Genomic DNA, 15968 nt, shown 5'->3' on the forward strand with positions numbered 1-15968 from the left:
ACGCGTGCCGCGCCCCACTCCTCACCTATTTTGACGCCATGACAACAGCAGACAAGCAAGCCCCCGCCGGAGAACTGACCCATTTCGACGCCACGGGCCAGGCCCATATGGTCGATGTGGGCAGCAAGGAAGACACGCGCCGCAGCGCCGTGGCCGCCGGCACCATCCGCATGCAGCCCGCCACGCTGGCATTGATCATTTCCGGCAATGCGAAAAAGGGCGACGTGCTGGGCATCGCCCGCATCGCCGCCATCATGGGCGCCAAGCGCACCAGCGACCTGATTCCGCTGTGCCACCCGCTGGCCCTCACGCGTGTCACCGTCGACTTCGAAGTAGATGAAGCAGCCAACAGCGTGCACTGCCGCGCCCAGGTCGATACCACGGGCAAGACGGGCGTGGAAATGGAAGCGCTCACTTCCGTGCAGATCGGTTTATTGACCATCTACGATATGTGCAAGGCCGTCGACCGGGGCATGGTCATGACCAACGTGCGCGTGCTGGAAAAGCATGGCGGCAAGTCGGGCGATTGGCACGCCGAGCTGTAACTATGCTGCCTGGCGCGCCGGCTGGCCCAGGACGCGGCGCACGTCGCACAGCAGCCAGACGGCACTGGCCAGGCACAGCACGATGATGGCCACGGACAGGGGCAAGTGGAATTGTTCCAGCCCTGCCAGCGCAAAGCCGGCGTGGATAAGACACGTTCCTACGCCCAGCGCGGCGCACACACCCGCATACAGGGTCGCCTGCGGGGTTGCCAGCAGCACGTGCCGGTAACCGACCAGCACCAGGGCAATCGCTGCCAGGTTAAACACCAGGAAACCCTGGATGCCGCCCGGCACATGAAACATTTCCCATTCGCGCCAGTACGCCGCATCGACCTGATGCAGGATCAACAACAACATCGTCCAGAAATAGCTGCGTGGCATAAGATTTACATTCGTCAATATTGACGCAATTGTAAAGCCAGAGCCGCGCACCGGCACGCGCACAGGGCATTTTTCTATGCGAATATGAATTTCATTGATATAGGTGCTTTTTCATCAAGAAATCATGCATACTGCGAGTCGTCCATATCGAGATGAGCATCGCATGACAAGCAACAAGCCCGCCGCGGAAAACAAGCTCCAGGACTTCGAATTCGAGGCGATGAATCTGCAGGTGGGCGGACGCATCCAGTTCATCACGCATCGCACCATCAAACCGATCCAGCATTTCTCGACCCTGATCGGCTATGTAAAAGACGAGTACCTGATCGTCAAGATTCCCATGGAAAACGGTGCGTCCATCGTGCTCAACGAGGGCGACAAGCTGACCATCCGCGTGTTTTCCGGCGTCACCGTGTGTTCGTTTGCCTGCAGCGTGCTGCGCATCTTTGGCCGCCCCCTCAATTACGTGCACCTGAGCTTTCCCGACGCCATCCAGGGCACCAGCCTGCGCACGGCCATGCGCGTGAAAGTGGACATTCCGGCGCAGCTGAGCTACCGCGACGTGGCGGCCGTGCCCGTGTTCATCGTCAACCTCAGCGTCTCGGGGGCGCTGATCGAGGCGCCCAGCATGCTTACGCCGGACGACGAGGGCGTCGCGCTCAGCTTTACCCTGCTGGTGCAGCCGAACAAGCATCAGATGCGCGTCAATACGCGCGCGCGCATCCAGAACGTCAGCGTGGGCAAGCCGTCGAATGGCAATGCAGCCGAGGTCGCCGAAATCTATACGTATGGCGTGCAATTCATCGACCTCGAACCGACCCACTACACCCTGCTGCAAAACCTCACCTATGAAGCGCTGATCGCAGACCGGCAAAAAATCGTCTGACACGGGCGCGGCATGCGCCGCTCACTGCGTCGCCACCACCTTGGGAATATTGTTCTTGGTAATGGCTTCCCTGGCCGCCGCATTCGTCACGCTGGTGCTGTTAAACCAGCTCAGGCTGCTGGTGCCGAGCTGCAGCTCCATGTTCACCGTCTGGCCACTCATGCCACTGCCCATGTCGCCCGCCAGGGTCAGCTCGATATTGCCCTTGTCGACCTTGGCGCTGGCCACTTCGCGCGTGGCACTGAACACGGGGATGGCGCTGGGCGCGGCCGGGGTAGGTGTACTGCAGACATCTGCCAGTCCGCCGTTTTCCTGCACGCACAGGGCCACGGCTGTCTTCAGCGGCGCGGCGGCCGCCAGCACGTTGCTGACCTTGGCCCGCATCGTATAGTCGCCGTACTGGGGAATGGCCACGGCCGCCAGGATGCCAGCGATGGCCACCACGATCATCAGTTCTATCAGGGTAAATCCGCTCTGCGCGCGCATCGTCTCCTCCCATGGTGCATTGCTCACGGCTGGGACGGTGCAAGCGCCATGCCAGCAGCGCGCCCGGGCAGCGGCGGTACACGTGGAAAGAAAAGCGACACATTTGGGCAGGTTCGGACCAACTGCGTCGGCCCAGGCCGGGCAACGGCCTGTCTTACGGACAAAAAAAAGGAGCCGAAGCTCCTTTTTGGTACTGCGTGAACCAGGCTGAAATTACAGCATGGCTTTCAGCAGACGCGCCATTTCCGACGGGTTTTTGGTCACGGTGATGCCGCAAGCTTCCATGATTTCCAGCTTGGCTTGTGCCGTATCGGCACCGCCCGAGATCAGCGCGCCGGCGTGGCCCATGCGCTTGCCTGGAGGAGCGGTGACGCCAGCGATGAAGCCGACGACCGGTTTTTTCATGTTGTCTTTGATCCAATACGCCGCGTTGGCTTCGTCCGGACCGCCGATTTCGCCGATCATGATGACCGCGTCGGTATCTGGATCATCATTGAACATCTTCATGATGTCGATGTGCTTCAGACCGTTGATCGGGTCGCCGCCGATACCGACTGCCGACGATTGGCCCAGGCCCAGTGCGGTCAGCTGACCCACTGCTTCATAGGTCAGGGTGCCCGAACGCGAAACCACGCCGATGCGGCCCTTTTTATGGATGTGACCTGGCATGATGCCGATCTTGATTTCGTCTGGCGTGATCAAGCCTGGGCAGTTAGGGCCCAGCAGCAAGGTTTTGCTGCCCGACTTGGCCATACGGTCTTTCAAGGCCATCATGTCACGTACAGGAATGCCTTCGGTGATGCAAATGGCCAGATCCATTTCAGCTTCGACAGCTTCCCAGATCGCCGCTGCCGCGCCTGCTGGCGGCACGTAGATCACGGAAACGTTGGCGCCGGTTTCTTTTTTCGCTTCGGTGACGCTAGCGAAAATAGGAATGCCTTCGAAGTCTTCGCCGGCTTTCTTCGGGTTCACGCCTGCCACGAAGGCAGCTTTGCCGTTCGCGTAGTCGCGGCAACCGCGGGTGTGGAACTGGCCGGTCTTGCCGGTGATCCCTTGGGTTACGACTTTGGTATCTTTATTGATCAGAATGGACATGTTGATTCCTTAATTAAGCTTGACCGGCAGCAGCGGCAACGACGCTCTTGGCTGCATCTTCCATGGTGTCGGCTGCGATGATAGGCAGACCGGAATCGGCCAGCATCTTTTTGCCCAGATCTTCGTTGGTGCCCTTCATGCGCACCACCAGCGGTACGTTCAGCGAAACGGCTTTCACCGCGGCGATGACGCCTTCGGCGATCACGTCGCAACGCATGATGCCGCCGAAAATGTTCACCAGGATGGCTTTCAGGCCTGGGTTTTTCAGCATGATCTTGAACGCTTCGGTCACTTTTTCTGCCGTGGCACCGCCGCCGACGTCGAGGAAGTTGGCTGGCTCGCCGCCGAACAGTTTAATCGTGTCCATGGTGGCCATGGCCAGGCCGGCGCCGTTCACCAGGCAGCCGATGTTGCCGTCGAGCGAAATGTAGGCCAGGTCGAATTTCGACGCTTCGATTTCAGCTGGATCTTCTTCGTCCAGATCGCGCAGGGCGATGATTTCCGGGTGACGGAACAGGGCGTTCGGGTCAAAGTTGAACTTGGCGTCCAGAGCGATGACTTTGCCGCTGCCGGTGACGATCAGCGGATTGATTTCGGCCAGCGAGCAGTCGGTTTCCCAGTACGCTTTGTACAGGCCTTGCAGGTTGACGCGGGCGTCGACGATCGAACCGGCAGGCACGCCGATTTTGGCGGCGATGTCGTCTGCCTGGGCATCGGTCAGGCCGACGCTAGGCTCGATGGTGACGTGGTGGATCTTCTCAGGGTGGCTCTCGGCCACTTCTTCGATGTCCATGCCGCCTTCGGACGAAGCCATCAGGACGATTTTCTGGGTGACGCGGTCGGTGACCAGCGAAACGTACAGTTCTTGTTTGATGTCGGCGCCTTCTTCCACCAGCAGGCGGTTGACTTTCTGGCCTTCGGCGCTGGTCTGGTGCGTGATCAGCTGCATGCCCATGATCTGGTCAGCGTATTCTTTGACCTGTTCGATCGATTTTGCCACTTTCACGCCGCCGCCCTTGCCGCGGCCACCTGCGTGGATCTGCGCCTTGACGACCCATACCGGGCCGCCCAGGGTTTCCGCGGCCTTGACTGCCTCGTCGACGGACATGCACGGAATGCCGCGTGGTACCGTCACTCCGAATTGCCGGAGGATTTCTTTGGCTTGATACTCATGGATTTTCATGCTGGCTTCCCTTCTGATACTGATTTGTAAAAATACGGTTAGTGGTGCAAAAAAACAGGAAATACAGCGCCGGGGTCACGCTTTGGCTACCCAGCGCGGGTAGTACTGTGCAACTGCCCCACCATCGGTGCGCAAGGCGTGACACTTGTCGAGTTGAAACGGCTTTTCATGCGACAAATCAGCATTCTCACCGTCACGGGTCGACCAGACATCGCCGGCAAATGCCTGAACCGTCGCAGTCGGCAAGACTTGCGCCAGTTCGGTCAAATGGGTACAGCCAGCGATTCCCGCCAGGCGCTGTTTCAAGTCGCGGCGGAAATTCTTCAATAAATTCAAACCGATCAGCGCACTGTAAGCGGGGCCGATGGTATCGCAAAAACCGGGATAGGGCACGGCATCGGAGGCGGCTTCGGCCTCGACGATGGTCAGTTCGCGATCGACGGTGATGCGTAAATGGAGGTCATGCAGGGGAGTGCCGGCGGGACGGGGGCCGGAGGCCAGGGTCGCGTCATAGCTTTTGATATCAGTGATACGGGCGTCAATATCCCACAGGCCGTCGTCGCGCACATACGCTTGGACGTCGATAACGCGGGAGTGCCGTAGGGCGCGCCGGGATACGGGAGTTGACAGGGGCATAAGACCGATGCCGCTTGCGCGGCCAAAATTTAGTAAGCAGCCATGTGCATAAAGCACGCCGTTCGCAGCTTCTACGAACAGCAACCGCACCTGCGGCGCCGCAAAAACCCTAAAAGTGTAGCACATTGGGCGCAGGTTGCGCCGCAACATAATTTTTCATTGCTTCGTTAAAAACATTTCAAATTATAAATAGAAAACAGTGATTTTCATGAAGTCATTCGCGAAACGAATGATTGATATCATAAAAATCACTACCATTGTCATGCAGCGAGGTGCTTCGGCATCCGCATCAATCAGCCACGCCCAGCGCCTGCAGGATGGGCAGCACGGTGACGCGGAAGCTTTCCGCCTGCACGGCCAGTTCGGCCAGGTTGTCTTCTTCCGTCGTCAGCACCGTGCCATTGCGCACCATGGTTTGCTGCAGTGCGCGGAAAGCCTGCCAGGCAAATGCCGCCCAGGCGTCGGCCTCCTGATGCCCTTCCAGCCTGGCCAGCAGGAACAACTGTTGCAGATGCAACACACCCACGCCACCGCCCGTCACCGGGCTGGCCAATGCGGCCAGGTCGGTGCGGCCCAGGGCCTTTCCCAGCAGATGCCGGTTCAGCCTGGCCGTGGCCGGCCGCGCCTGTGCGATCGCAGCGTCATCCTGCACCGGCGATATGCAGGCTTTATGGGCCAGCACCAGCAGCATCTGCAGCAGGCTGCCCAGGTCAGCCAGATTGGCGGGCAAACGCTGTTGCAGCTCGGCTATGGTATGCGGCTTGCCGTCACCGAGCAGCTCCAGCAGGGGGCCATACACGGCCTGGTCCAGATCGGCCTCGCCCAAGGCACCCGTCACCTTCATGGAGATCTGCTCGACCGGCGCCACCAGCAGGATGCGTACAGCGCGCAGTGCGGCAGCCTGTTCATGCGCGGTCAGCTTGCGGCTGCCCTTGACCCAGTAATCCTGGCGAAACTGCCGGTTCAGCAGAAAATCGGCGGTGTTCTCGCGGAAAGTGGCATCCGGAATCTGCGCCAGGAAAGCCAGGTGTTCGGGCGAGAAATTGAGCGGGGCAACATGATCGGGGTAGGCGGCCGAACCGGCAAACTCGAGCTTGACCCCGGCCAGCACCGGCTTGATGGCCGAAAACGATACCGGTTGCCAGTAATGATTGAAATATTCGTGGGACAGATAATTCGGATCCTGCTCACCGAGCTGTTGCAGCCGCAGGGCGATGCTGGGATTGGCCAGCAGGTAGCGCGGCTTGGTCTCCATCATGCGGTTGACAAAGGATAGCGCGCTGCCCACGCGCGTCAGGGAATCCTGCCCCGGCGCGCTCAGCACGCGGCTGTGCTGCTCCATCAGGTCGCGGATCGGCGCCATCGCCGCCCAGCCCGCCTGCGTGTTGTAACTGATGTACAGCACGCCACCCGGCTTGAGCTTGCGCGCAAGGAAATCGGCGATATGCGCCTGGTTTTCCGGCGAGATCCAGCTCCAGATACCGTGCAGGGCGATGAAATCGAAGTCAGGCAGGTCGGTACGGGCGCAAAAATCCTGGAACGATTGCTCCGACAGCACGGCGCCATTGCCGGAGACCTCGGCCAGTTCCTGCGCAAAGGCGGTCTGGGCCGGATTGAAATCAGTGCCATACCAGCGTGTGCAGGACGCTGCGGCATGGATATTGACGGTCACGCCCTGGCCAAAGCCGAGTTCGCATGCGGTGCTGACCTTCGGCGGCTGTATGCCCCAGCTCAGCAGCAACAACTGTATGCGCAAGGGGTTCAATTCCGTGTAATAGCCGTAGGTGTATGCGGTTTCGGCCGTGTAGCCGGCATGCCAAGCGCTCATCAGGTGTCCCGTATATCAAGTAAAAAAGCTGGGACGCAACATGCGCAGCAGCAATTGGGCAGAATAACTGATCCTTGCTGTCAAGTTAACAAATATTACTCGTCGTCGGGCTCCAGGCCTTTCAAGGCCACCTGCACGGCGCGCTGCGAAAAACCGCGCTGCATCAGGAAGCGCACCTGCTTGTTGCGCTGCTCGGCATCCTGCGCCACTTCACCGAATTTGCGGCGCCACACTTCGCAGGCGCGCGCGGTCTCGCCTTCGGCCAGGCCCGCCTTGAGTTCCTGCAGCGCTTCACCGCCGATGCCATGGCTTTGCAATTCCGCCATGATGCGGCTATTGCCGAAACGGGCCGAGCGGCGGTGGATCAGCGATTCGGAAAAGCGCTCCTGCGACAGCCAGTTGGCCTGCTCCAGGCTGTCGAGCAAGGCTTCCACATCATCGCCTTCCTGCGCATGCCGCTGCAGCTTGCGCCGCAATTCCATGCGGCTATGCTCGCGCATCGACAGAAAGCGGAGCGCCCTGCCCTTCAAGCTTAGTTGTACTGCAGCCATACACCCACCTTGTCTTTCATTCCACGATCACAGCACCCAAACACAATCGCCGCCCGGCGCAACAGCGCGGGACGGCGATCAGGATCCTACCTTGCGGCAAGCCATGCGTAGGTCGGATCAGGCCCCTTGGGCCGTAATCCGACAACATTGTTGGCGTCTGATCCGACAACATTGTTGACGTCTGTGGTGTTGTCGGATTACGCGCGGCTTTGCCGCGCTCATCCGACCTACTCTGCCTTGGCTTCCGCCTTGGCAGCCTTGTCAGCGGCTTTATCCGCTTTTTCCGGCTTTTCAGCAGCCAGCGGGGGCAGTTCACGCACGCCCAGCGACGCGCGGACCTTGTTTTCGATTTCGCGGGCCAGCGCCGGACGCTCTTGCAGGAAGGCGCGGGCGTTGTCCTTGCCCTGGCCGATGCGTTCGCCGTTGTAGCTGTACCACGAACCGGATTTTTCCACGATCTTGGCATCCGAGCCCAGGTCCAGGATTTCACCTTCGCGCGAAGTACCGGCGCCGTACAGGATGTCGAAGTGCGCTTCCTTGAACGGTGGCGCAATCTTGTTCTTGACGACCTTGACCTTGGTTTCGTTGCCGATCACTTCATCGCCGGACTTGATCGAGCCGGTGCGGCGGATATCGAGGCGCACGGAGGCGTAGAATTTCAGCGCATTGCCGCCCGTGGTGGTTTCAGGACTGCCGAACATCACGCCGATCTTCATGCGGATCTGGTTGATGAAGATGACCAGGGTATTCGTGCGGTTGATGGAACCGGTCAATTTACGCAGGGCTTGCGACATCAGACGCGCTTGCAAGCCTGGCAGGGAATCGCCCATGTCGCCTTCGATCTCGGCGCGTGGCGTCAGTGCGGCCACGGAGTCGATGACGACCAGGTCGACGCTGCCCGAACGCACGAGGGCGTCGCAGATTTCCAGCGCCTGCTCGCCCGTGTCCGGTTGCGAGATCAGCAATTCGTGCAGGTTCACGCCCAGTTTTTGCGCGTAACCGACGTCGAGCGCGTGCTCGGCATCGATAAAGGCGCACGTGCCGCCCAGCTTTTGCATTTCAGCAATGGTTTGCAGGGTCAGCGTGGTTTTACCCGACGATTCAGGACCGTAGATTTCCACCACGCGGCCGCGCGGCAAGCCGCCCACGCCCAGCGCGATATCGAGGCCGAGCGAACCGGTCGACACGACTTGCACTTCTTCGATCACCGCGCTGGCATCCATGCGCATGACCGAACCTTTGCCAAACTGCTTCTCGATCTGCGCCAGTGCGGCGGCGAGCGCCTTGGCTTTTTCCGATGCGGGTACTACAGCTTTTTTATCGTCCATATGTTCTTTCAGCCGTTCTACAGTTGCGGACTCAGTGGAATCCGGCAGCCTGCGATAGCGCCAGTGGGTTAAATTCTTTACACAGACAGTACTGTATAAAAAAACAGTGATCAATGCAAGCGGAACGTGGATTTGTTTTGAAACAGATCAATACAACCCTGGTTTTTCACAAAAACTATCCACCTTGCGGGAAATGAAACACAATACAGACTTCAGATGTCCTGATGTTGCAAGCATAGGAAGTGCACCATGCGTATTTTACTTGCCGAAGATGACAGCGTGCTGGCCGATGGCCTGACCCGCTCGCTGCGCCAGTCCGGTTATGCCATCGACTACGTCAAGACCGGCCAGGAGGCCGATACGGCCCTGTCCACCCAGGAATTCGATCTGCTGATCCTCGACCTGGGCCTGCCGAAGATGTCCGGCCTGGAGGTGCTGCGCCGCCTGCGCGCGCGCGCCTCGCTGCTGCCGGTGCTGATCCTGACGGCTGCCGATTCCATCGAACAACGCGTGAATGGACTCGACCTGGGTGCCGATGATTATATGGCCAAGCCGTTCGCCCTGTCGGAACTGGAGGCAAGAGTGCGCGCCCTGACGCGCCGCGGCGCCGGTGGCGGCGCCACCGTCATCAAGCACGGCCCCCTCAGCTACGACCAGGTGGGGCGCAGCGCCTACATCAACGACCAGATGCTCGACCTGTCGGCGCGCGAACTGGGCTTGCTGGAAATCCTGCTGGGCCGCACCGGCCGCCTCGTCTCGAAAGAGCAGCTGGTCGACCACCTGTGCGAATGGGGCGAAGAAGTGTCGAACAACGCCATCGAGGTGTATGTGCACCGCCTGCGCAAGAAGATCGAGGTGGGCGGCGTGCGCATCGCCACCGTGCGCGGTCTCGGCTATTGCCTGGAAAAATACTCGGAAGCGGCGCGCCTGAACGCCGAAGCGGGCGAGGCGGCAGGCCCGGCCAGCGGACCCGCCAGCAAGTGAAGGCGCGCGAAGCGCCAGCGGACGAGGTGGACGACGACGACTGGTTCGAGCCGCCCACCACGGAGCAGGATGACACCATCGAGCATTCGCTGTTTGGCGAAATCCTCGACTGGATGCTGGCGCCCTTGCTGCTGCTGTGGCCGATGAGCATCGCCATCACCTACCTGGTGGCCAAGGGCATCGCCAATCAACCGTTCGACCATGCGCTGGAAGACAGCGTGACCGTGCTGACGCAGCAGGTCAAGCAAGCCGATGGCGCGATGCTGCGCCGCATGCCGGACAAAAACAGCAATAACAAGGGCCGCGACTTCCTGCGCGGCGACGATGTCGACACCCTGTATTACCTGGTGGTGGGCGGGCGCGGCGAATACCTCGACGGCGACCGCGACTTGCCGCCGCCGCAAGAGCCCGACAAATACCGCAGCGGCATGGTGCTGTTTCGCAACGACACCATCCATGGCACGCCCGTGCGCGTGGCGTTCAGCTATCTCGACATGCCGTCCGGCAGCGACGACGAACCGCGCCGCACGCTGGTGCAAGTGGCCGAGACGCTGGAAAAACGGGCCCAGCTGGCCAACGAAATCATCAAGGGCGTGATCTTGCCGCAGTTCATCATCCTGCCCGTGATCCTGGCCCTGGTCTGGTTTGCCCTGGCGCGCGGCCTGTCGCCGCTGGCGCAATTGCAGGAGCGCATACGTGCCCGGCCACCCGACGATTTGAGCCCCATCGAATCGGGCCAGGTGCCCGAGGAAATCACGCCATTGGTCGGTTCGCTCAACGAGATGCTGGCGCGGCTGTCGCTGTCGATCGACATGCAGAAACGCTTCATCGCCGATGCCGCGCACCAGATGAAAACGCCGCTGGCCGGCATGCGCATGCAATCCGAGCTGGCCTTGCGCCAGACCGACCACGACGAGATTCACCGCTCGCTGCTGCAACTGGCGAAAAGTTCGGAAGCGGCCACGCGCCTGGTCAACCAGCTGCTGGCCCTGGCGCGCGCGGAAAACCAGCCGCAGGCGGGCACGGCGTTCGAACCGATCGAGCTGAGCGAACTGGCGCGCGGCGTGGTGCAGGACTGGGTGCAAGCGTCGTTTGCCCAGCATATCGACCTGGGCTTCGAACAGCCCGCGTATTCGATCATGATTTCCGGCAATCCCATGATGCTGCGTGAACTGCTGAGTAACCTGATCGACAATGCCCTGCGCTACACGCCGGCCGGCGGCAGCGTCACGGTACGCGTGCGCAGCACCCTGGAACTGGCCATCCTGGAAGTGGAAGATACGGGCCCCGGCATACCGCAGGCCGAGCGGGCGCACGTGTTTGAACGCTTTTACCGCATTCTCGGCAGCAATGTCGATGGCAGCGGCCTGGGCCTGGCCATCGTGCGCGAGATCGCCCAGCAGCATGGCGCCGAAGTCGATATTTTTAACAATCCGCGCGCGCAGGCGCCGAAACTGCCGGGCACCCTGCTGCGCCTGAGCATTGCCCTGCTGTTGCCGGACGCGCCAGAAGAGGATGACATCACGTATGGATAAGCCCAGCCTTCCCGCAGCGCCGCTGCGGCCGGCGCGCACACCCAGCCCCGAGCTGCAGGCGCGCCTCGACGTGCACTGGCACAAGACGCGGCGCCTGACGGCCATCCTGCTGCTGATCTGGCTGCTGACGGGCTTCCTGACCGTGTTTTATGCGCGCGAACTGCTGCACCTGAATCTGTTCGGCTGGCCGCTGCCCTTCTATATGGCGGCCCAGGGCGCCTCGCTGGTGTATCTGGCCATCATCGCCTTCTATGCCTGGCGCATGCGACGCCTGGATCGGGATTTTCATGCCGAGGAGAAAACATGAGCGGCCAGCGCAGCTTCTTTGCGCGGCTGTGCCGCTACTACCTGCTGTTTACCGCCGGTTTCGCCGCCTTCCTGCTGGCCCTGTCGGTGCTGGAACAGGAAGGCATGCCGCGCGCCTGGATCGGCTACCTGTTCATGCTGGTCACCATCACCCTGTACGCCACCATCGGCGTCATCAGCCGCACCTCGAACGTCACCGAATACTATGTGGCGGGGCGCAGGGTGCCGGCCATGTTCAACGGCATGGCCACGGCCGCCGACTGGATTTCGGCCGCCAGCTTCATCAGCCTGGCCGGCGGCCTGTATCTGAACGGCTTCGACGGTCTGGCCTTCATCATGGGCTGGACGGGTGGCTATTGCCTGGTGGCGCTATTGATCGCGCCCTACCTGCGCAAATTCAGCCAGTACACGATTCCCGACTTCCTCGCCGCCCGCTACGGCAGCGGCACCGACAAACGGGGCGCCAGCGTGCGCGTGGTGGCCGTGGCCGCCACCATCATCGTCTCGTTTACGTATGTGGTGGCGCAGATCTACGCCGTCGGCCTGATCGCTTCGCGCTTTACGGGCGTGGATTTTTCCGTCGGTATCTTCCTGGGACTGGCCAGCATCCTCGTTTGCTCCTTTCTTGGCGGCATGCGCGCCATCACCTGGACGCAGGTAGCGCAGTACATCATCATCCTGGTCGCCTTTCTGATTCCCGCCATGTGGCTGTCGGTCAAGCATGCAGACAATCCCGTGCCGCAGATCGCCTACGGCAAGGTGCTGCCGCAACTGAGCGCGCGCGAACACGTGCTGGAAACGGACCCGAAAGAAAACGAAGTGCGGGCCATCTTCCGCCAGCGCGCGCAAAGCTACCAGGAGCGCATCGCCGGCTTGCCCGGTTCCTGGGAGCAAGGCCGGCTGGCGGCCCAGCGCCAACTCGATCATTTGCGCCAGCGCAATACCTCGCTGTTCGATATCCGCAACGCGGAGCGCTACCTGGTCGCCTATCCGAAAAGCCCGGACGAGGCACGCGTGTTGTGGCAGGCGGCGCAGGTACAAAATCAGAAACGCGCCGAACCCATCATTCCGCACGCGCAGCCGTTTCCCGCCGCCGACCGCGAGCAGTCCGACATCAAGCGCAACAATTTCCTGGCACTCGTGTTTTGCATGATGCTGGGCACGGCCGCCCTGCCGCATATCCTGATGCGATCCTATACCACGCCCTCCGTGCACGAAACGCGTGTGTCCGTCTTCTGGGCCCTGTTTTTCATCTTGTTGATCTATCTCACGATTCCCGCGCTGGCCGTACTGGTCAAGTACGATATTTACTCGGCACTGGTAGGCACGCAATACACGAACCTGCCCACCTGGGTGTCGTACTGGGCCAATGTGGACAAGCTCAGTCCCCTGATCAGCATCGTCGACGTCAATCGCGACGGCATCGTGCAACTGGCGGAAATTTCCATCGATGCCGACGTGCTGGTGCTGGCCACGCCCGAGATCGCCGGCCTGCCCTACGTGATTTCCGGCCTGGTGGCGGCCGGCGGCCTGGCCGCCGCCCTGTCGACGGCGGACGGCTTGCTGCTGGCCATTTCAAATGCCCTGTCGCACGACATCTATTACAAGGTGGTCGATCCCAGCGCCTCGACGCAAAAGCGCGTGACGATTTCAAAATTGCTGCTGCTGGCCGTGGCCTTCATCGCCGCCTATGCGGCTTCGCAAAAGCCGGCCGATATCCTGTCGCTGGTGGGCGTGGCCTTTTCGCTGGCTGCCTCGACCCTGTTCCCGCCACTGGTGCTGGGCGTCTTCTGGCAGCGCGCCAATTACCAGGGGGCGCTGGCCGGCATGCTGGCCGGCTTTGGCGTATGCCTGTATTACATGCTGCATACGAGCGCCATGCTGGGCGGCACCCCGGATGGCCAATGGCTGCATATCGCGCCCATTTCCGCCGGCATCTTCGGCGTGCCGGCCGGCCTGGCCGCCGCCGTGCTGGTCAGCTGGCTGACACCGGCGCCGGGGCGGCGCAGCATGGGGCTGGTCGAGCATATCCGGGCGCCGGAATAATGGCATGAAAATACCTGGCGGGACTCGCCAAAAATTGCCGCAAATGATAGCCTAGCGGAAATAGTATTCAAAATAAATACTATATCTTACAACTTGATGCGGAGTGTCCATGCGGTCCAGCCTTGCCTGCCTCACCCTTACTGCCCTGTTATCGAGCACCATCAGCATGCCGGCCCATGCCGCGGCATCAGTTACGCCGGCAGCGGCGATTCCCGCCGCCGATTTCTTTGCCAATGCCACGCTCAGCGGCGCCATGCTGTCGCCGGACGGGCGCCACGTGGCCGTGCTGGTCAGCGCCAAGGACGGCAGGGTCCAGCTCTACACGGTGGACTTGCCCAGCATGAAGGTCGCGGGCCTGACCTCGTTCGAAGACGCCGATATCAGCAGCATCGCCTGGGTCAACGAGCGGCGCATCGTATACAGCGTGATGGATCGCAATATCGCGCAGGGCGACGTGCAATACGGACCGGGCCTGTATGCGATCAATATTGACGGCAGCGGCTACCGCCAGCTGGCCAGTAACACCTATTCGCGCAAAGCGACGCGCGGCGCGCGCGAGATGCTGAGCTGGAATACGCGGCTGCTCAGCGCCAGCGGCGACCGCGGCACGGACGACGTGTACGTCACGGAAGCCCAGTTCAGCGCCACCGGTACCCTCTCGCAATCGTTGCTGCGCCTCAATACCGTGACCGGCATCAGCAAGCTGGCCGCCAGCATGGCCGATGCCCAGGGATGGCTGCTGGACCAGCAGGGCGAAGTGCGCATCGCCCTGACGGTGAAGGACAACAAGCGCACCCTGTATTACCGCGAGAATGCCGCCGCGCCCTGGAGCAAGCTGCGCGAGAGCGACGTGTACCAGGCGAAGGCGGGCGATTTCTCGCCCGCCTTCTTCGATGCCAAGGGCAACTTCTATGTGCATGCGGCCTACAAGGGCGCGGCCGCCGTATACCGCTACGACCTGGCCGCCGGCGCCATCCAGGGCGCGCCGCTGGCGAACACGCCCGGCTACGATTTTGCCGGCATCCCCGTCCAGGGCAGCGAGGCCTTGCTGGGCATGCGCTTTGAAACGGATGCCGCCGGCACGGTCTGGTTCGACAAGACGCTCGACGCCGTCCAGGCCAAGATCGACGCGCTGTTGCCGGCCACGGTGAATGTCCTGTCCGTGGCCAAGCGGGCGGAGACACCGTTCGTGCTGGTGACGGCCAGTTCCGATGTGCAGCCGGCCAGCGTACTCATCTTTAATACCGAAACGGGCCAGCTCGTGCCAGTCGGCAGCAGCCACCCGGCCATCGATCCCCTGCAAATGTCGCGCAAGACCCTGGTGCGCTACCATGCCCGCGATGGCCTCGACATCCCGGCCTACCTGACCCTGCCCAATGGGCATGCCGGCAAGAACCTGCCCATGGTGGTCATGGTGCACGGCGGCCCCTGGGTGCGCGGCGGCCACTGGAACTGGAACCGCGAAACCCAGTTCCTCGCGTCGCGCGGCTACGCCGTGCTGGAGCCGGACTACCGCGGCAGCACCGGCTATGGCGATGCGCACTACAAGGCAGGCTGGAAGCAATGGGGCTTGAAGATGCAGGACGATATCGCCGATGGCGCCCGCTGGGCCATCGCCAAGGGCTATGCCGACCCGCAGCGCATCTGCATCGCCGGCGCCAGCTACGGCGGCTATTCCACACTGATGGGCTTGCTGAACGATCCCGATCTGTTCAAGTGCGGCATCAACTGGGTGGGCGTGACCGACATCAACATGATGCGCGACGGGCACTGGACGGGTGATTCCGACCTGGCCGACTCTTACAAGAAGAGCGGCATGAAAGACATGGTCGGCGATGCCGTGCTTGATGCAGCGCAACTGCAAGCGACTTCGCCGCTGCAGCAGGCGGCCCGCATCAGGCAGCCGTTGCTGCTCGGCTATGGCGGCGCGGACCACCGCGTGCCGGCAAGCCAGGGCCGCCTGTTCTACCAGGCCGTCAGCAAAACCAATCCCAACGTGGAATGGGTGCTGTATAACGAGGAAGGCCATGGCTGGGCGCTGCAAAAAAACAATGTCGATTTCTGGAGCCGCGCCGAAAAACTGCTGGCGCGCAGCATTGGCCCGGCCAGCGCCGCCGGTGCCGCCACAGCCGCTCCCGCCGCCAGGCCCTGAACCGCATGCCGGGCGCCGCCTGCACC

Annotated in this window: 15 protein-coding genes; 7 read left to right on the top strand and 8 right to left on the bottom strand. The window is 61.5% G+C overall.

The window, feature by feature from the left end:
- Window positions 1–38 precede the first annotated feature (38 nt).
- The gene (moaC, locus tag ACP7EG_RS12585) at window positions 39–545 is read left to right on the top strand and encodes a cyclic pyranopterin monophosphate synthase MoaC (RefSeq protein WP_035822511.1); all 507 of its coding nucleotides are present in this window, start codon (window positions 39–41) and stop codon (window positions 543–545) included.
- Here the strand turns inward: moaC and ACP7EG_RS12590 are convergent, their stop codons facing one another.
- Window positions 546–926, bottom strand: a complete 381-nt coding sequence (locus ACP7EG_RS12590) for a DUF6713 family protein (RefSeq protein WP_426087860.1) — start codon at window positions 924–926, stop codon at window positions 546–548. It abuts the gene before it with no gap.
- A gap of 163 nt (window positions 927–1089) precedes the next feature.
- On the opposite strand from ACP7EG_RS12590, the gene ACP7EG_RS12595 reads away from it, so the two are divergent.
- Window positions 1090–1812, top strand: coding sequence for a flagellar brake protein (locus ACP7EG_RS12595; protein ID WP_071075331.1), 723 nt, complete (start codon window positions 1090–1092; stop codon window positions 1810–1812).
- A gap of 21 nt (window positions 1813–1833) precedes the next feature.
- Here ACP7EG_RS12595 and ACP7EG_RS12600 read toward each other — a convergent pair whose 3' ends face one another.
- From ACP7EG_RS12600 to recA, 7 genes are all read right to left on the bottom strand, one after another.
- Window positions 1834–2298, bottom strand: coding sequence for a pilin (locus ACP7EG_RS12600; RefSeq protein ID WP_426087861.1), 465 nt, complete (start codon window positions 2296–2298; stop codon window positions 1834–1836).
- A gap of 213 nt (window positions 2299–2511) precedes the next feature.
- Window positions 2512–3393: a succinate--CoA ligase subunit alpha gene (gene sucD / locus ACP7EG_RS12605; RefSeq protein WP_065306949.1), complete on the bottom strand. Its 882-nt coding sequence runs from the start codon at window positions 3391–3393 to the stop codon at window positions 2512–2514.
- A gap of 13 nt (window positions 3394–3406) precedes the next feature.
- Complete coding sequence (gene sucC / locus ACP7EG_RS12610) at window positions 3407–4576, bottom strand: ADP-forming succinate--CoA ligase subunit beta (protein ID WP_426087862.1); 1170 nt, start codon at window positions 4574–4576, stop codon at window positions 3407–3409.
- A 75-nt stretch (window positions 4577–4651) separates the two neighbouring features.
- A complete protein-coding gene (locus ACP7EG_RS12615; protein ID WP_426087863.1) occupies window positions 4652–5362 on the bottom strand; it encodes a DUF2889 domain-containing protein in 711 nt (236 codons plus the stop codon).
- A gap of 139 nt (window positions 5363–5501) precedes the next feature.
- Window positions 5502–7040, bottom strand: coding sequence for a class I SAM-dependent methyltransferase (locus ACP7EG_RS12620; protein WP_426087864.1), 1539 nt, complete (start codon window positions 7038–7040; stop codon window positions 5502–5504).
- A gap of 95 nt (window positions 7041–7135) precedes the next feature.
- On the bottom strand, window positions 7136–7591 hold the full coding sequence (gene recX / locus ACP7EG_RS12625; RefSeq protein ID WP_099761990.1) for a recombination regulator RecX: 456 nt from the start codon (window positions 7589–7591) through the stop codon (window positions 7136–7138).
- A 227-nt stretch (window positions 7592–7818) separates the two neighbouring features.
- On the bottom strand, window positions 7819–8919 hold the full coding sequence (recA, locus tag ACP7EG_RS12630) for a recombinase RecA (RefSeq protein WP_096238005.1): 1101 nt from the start codon (window positions 8917–8919) through the stop codon (window positions 7819–7821).
- 249 nt (window positions 8920–9168) lie between these two features.
- On the opposite strand from recA, the gene ACP7EG_RS12635 reads away from it, so the two are divergent.
- The 5 genes from ACP7EG_RS12635 (at window position 9169) to ACP7EG_RS12655 (ending at window position 15942) form a co-directional block, all read left to right on the top strand.
- Window positions 9169–9903 carry a response regulator gene (locus ACP7EG_RS12635; protein WP_071075323.1) on the top strand — a complete coding sequence of 245 codons (735 nt, stop codon included), beginning with the start codon at window positions 9169–9171 and terminating at the stop codon, window positions 9901–9903.
- Entirely contained in the window at window positions 9900–11438 is a 1539-nt protein-coding gene (locus ACP7EG_RS12640; protein ID WP_426087865.1) for a sensor histidine kinase N-terminal domain-containing protein, read from the top strand. The genes ACP7EG_RS12635 and ACP7EG_RS12640 overlap by 4 nt, the downstream gene beginning before the upstream one ends.
- Window positions 11431–11745, top strand: a complete 315-nt coding sequence (locus ACP7EG_RS12645; protein ID WP_426087866.1) for a DUF4212 domain-containing protein — start codon at window positions 11431–11433, stop codon at window positions 11743–11745. Before ACP7EG_RS12640 ends, ACP7EG_RS12645 begins: the two co-directional genes overlap by 8 nt.
- Window positions 11742–13790, top strand: a complete 2049-nt coding sequence (locus ACP7EG_RS12650) for a sodium:solute symporter family protein (protein WP_426087867.1) — start codon at window positions 11742–11744, stop codon at window positions 13788–13790. The genes ACP7EG_RS12645 and ACP7EG_RS12650 overlap by 4 nt, the downstream gene beginning before the upstream one ends.
- A gap of 109 nt (window positions 13791–13899) precedes the next feature.
- Window positions 13900–15942 carry a prolyl oligopeptidase family serine peptidase gene (locus ACP7EG_RS12655; RefSeq protein WP_426087868.1) on the top strand — a complete coding sequence of 681 codons (2043 nt, stop codon included), beginning with the start codon at window positions 13900–13902 and terminating at the stop codon, window positions 15940–15942.
- Window positions 15943–15968 lie beyond the last annotated feature (26 nt).

This window comes from Janthinobacterium sp. PSPC1-1, assembly GCF_049897625.1.
Classification (GTDB): Bacteria; Pseudomonadota; Gammaproteobacteria; order Burkholderiales; family Burkholderiaceae_D; genus Janthinobacterium; species Janthinobacterium tructae.

Bases quoted from the DNA above. Each gene is read 5' to 3' on its own strand.
- moaC (WP_035822511.1), top strand. From the start codon at position 39: ATGACAACAGCAGACAAGCAAGCCCCCGCCGGAGAACTGACCCATTTC.
- ACP7EG_RS12590 (WP_426087860.1), bottom strand. From the start codon at position 926: ATGCCACGCAGCTATTTCTGGACGATGTTGTTGTTGATCCTGCATCAG.
- ACP7EG_RS12595 (WP_071075331.1), top strand. From the start codon at position 1,090: ATGACAAGCAACAAGCCCGCCGCGGAAAACAAGCTCCAGGACTTCGAA.
- ACP7EG_RS12600 (WP_426087861.1), bottom strand. From the start codon at position 2,298: ATGCGCGCGCAGAGCGGATTTACCCTGATAGAACTGATGATCGTGGTG.
- sucD (WP_065306949.1), bottom strand. From the start codon at position 3,393: ATGTCCATTCTGATCAATAAAGATACCAAAGTCGTAACCCAAGGGATC.
- sucC (WP_426087862.1), bottom strand. From the start codon at position 4,576: ATGAAAATCCATGAGTATCAAGCCAAAGAAATCCTCCGGCAATTCGGA.
- ACP7EG_RS12615 (WP_426087863.1), bottom strand. From the start codon at position 5,362: ATGTTGCGGCGCAACCTGCGCCCAATGTGCTACACTTTTAGGGTTTTT.
- ACP7EG_RS12620 (WP_426087864.1), bottom strand. From the start codon at position 7,040: ATGAGCGCTTGGCATGCCGGCTACACGGCCGAAACCGCATACACCTAC.
- recX (WP_099761990.1), bottom strand. From the start codon at position 7,591: ATGGCTGCAGTACAACTAAGCTTGAAGGGCAGGGCGCTCCGCTTTCTG.
- recA (WP_096238005.1), bottom strand. From the start codon at position 8,919: ATGGACGATAAAAAAGCTGTAGTACCCGCATCGGAAAAAGCCAAGGCG.
- ACP7EG_RS12635 (WP_071075323.1), top strand. From the start codon at position 9,169: ATGCGTATTTTACTTGCCGAAGATGACAGCGTGCTGGCCGATGGCCTG.
- ACP7EG_RS12645 (WP_426087866.1), top strand. From the start codon at position 11,431: ATGGATAAGCCCAGCCTTCCCGCAGCGCCGCTGCGGCCGGCGCGCACA.
- ACP7EG_RS12650 (WP_426087867.1), top strand. From the start codon at position 11,742: ATGAGCGGCCAGCGCAGCTTCTTTGCGCGGCTGTGCCGCTACTACCTG.
- ACP7EG_RS12655 (WP_426087868.1), top strand. From the start codon at position 13,900: ATGCGGTCCAGCCTTGCCTGCCTCACCCTTACTGCCCTGTTATCGAGC.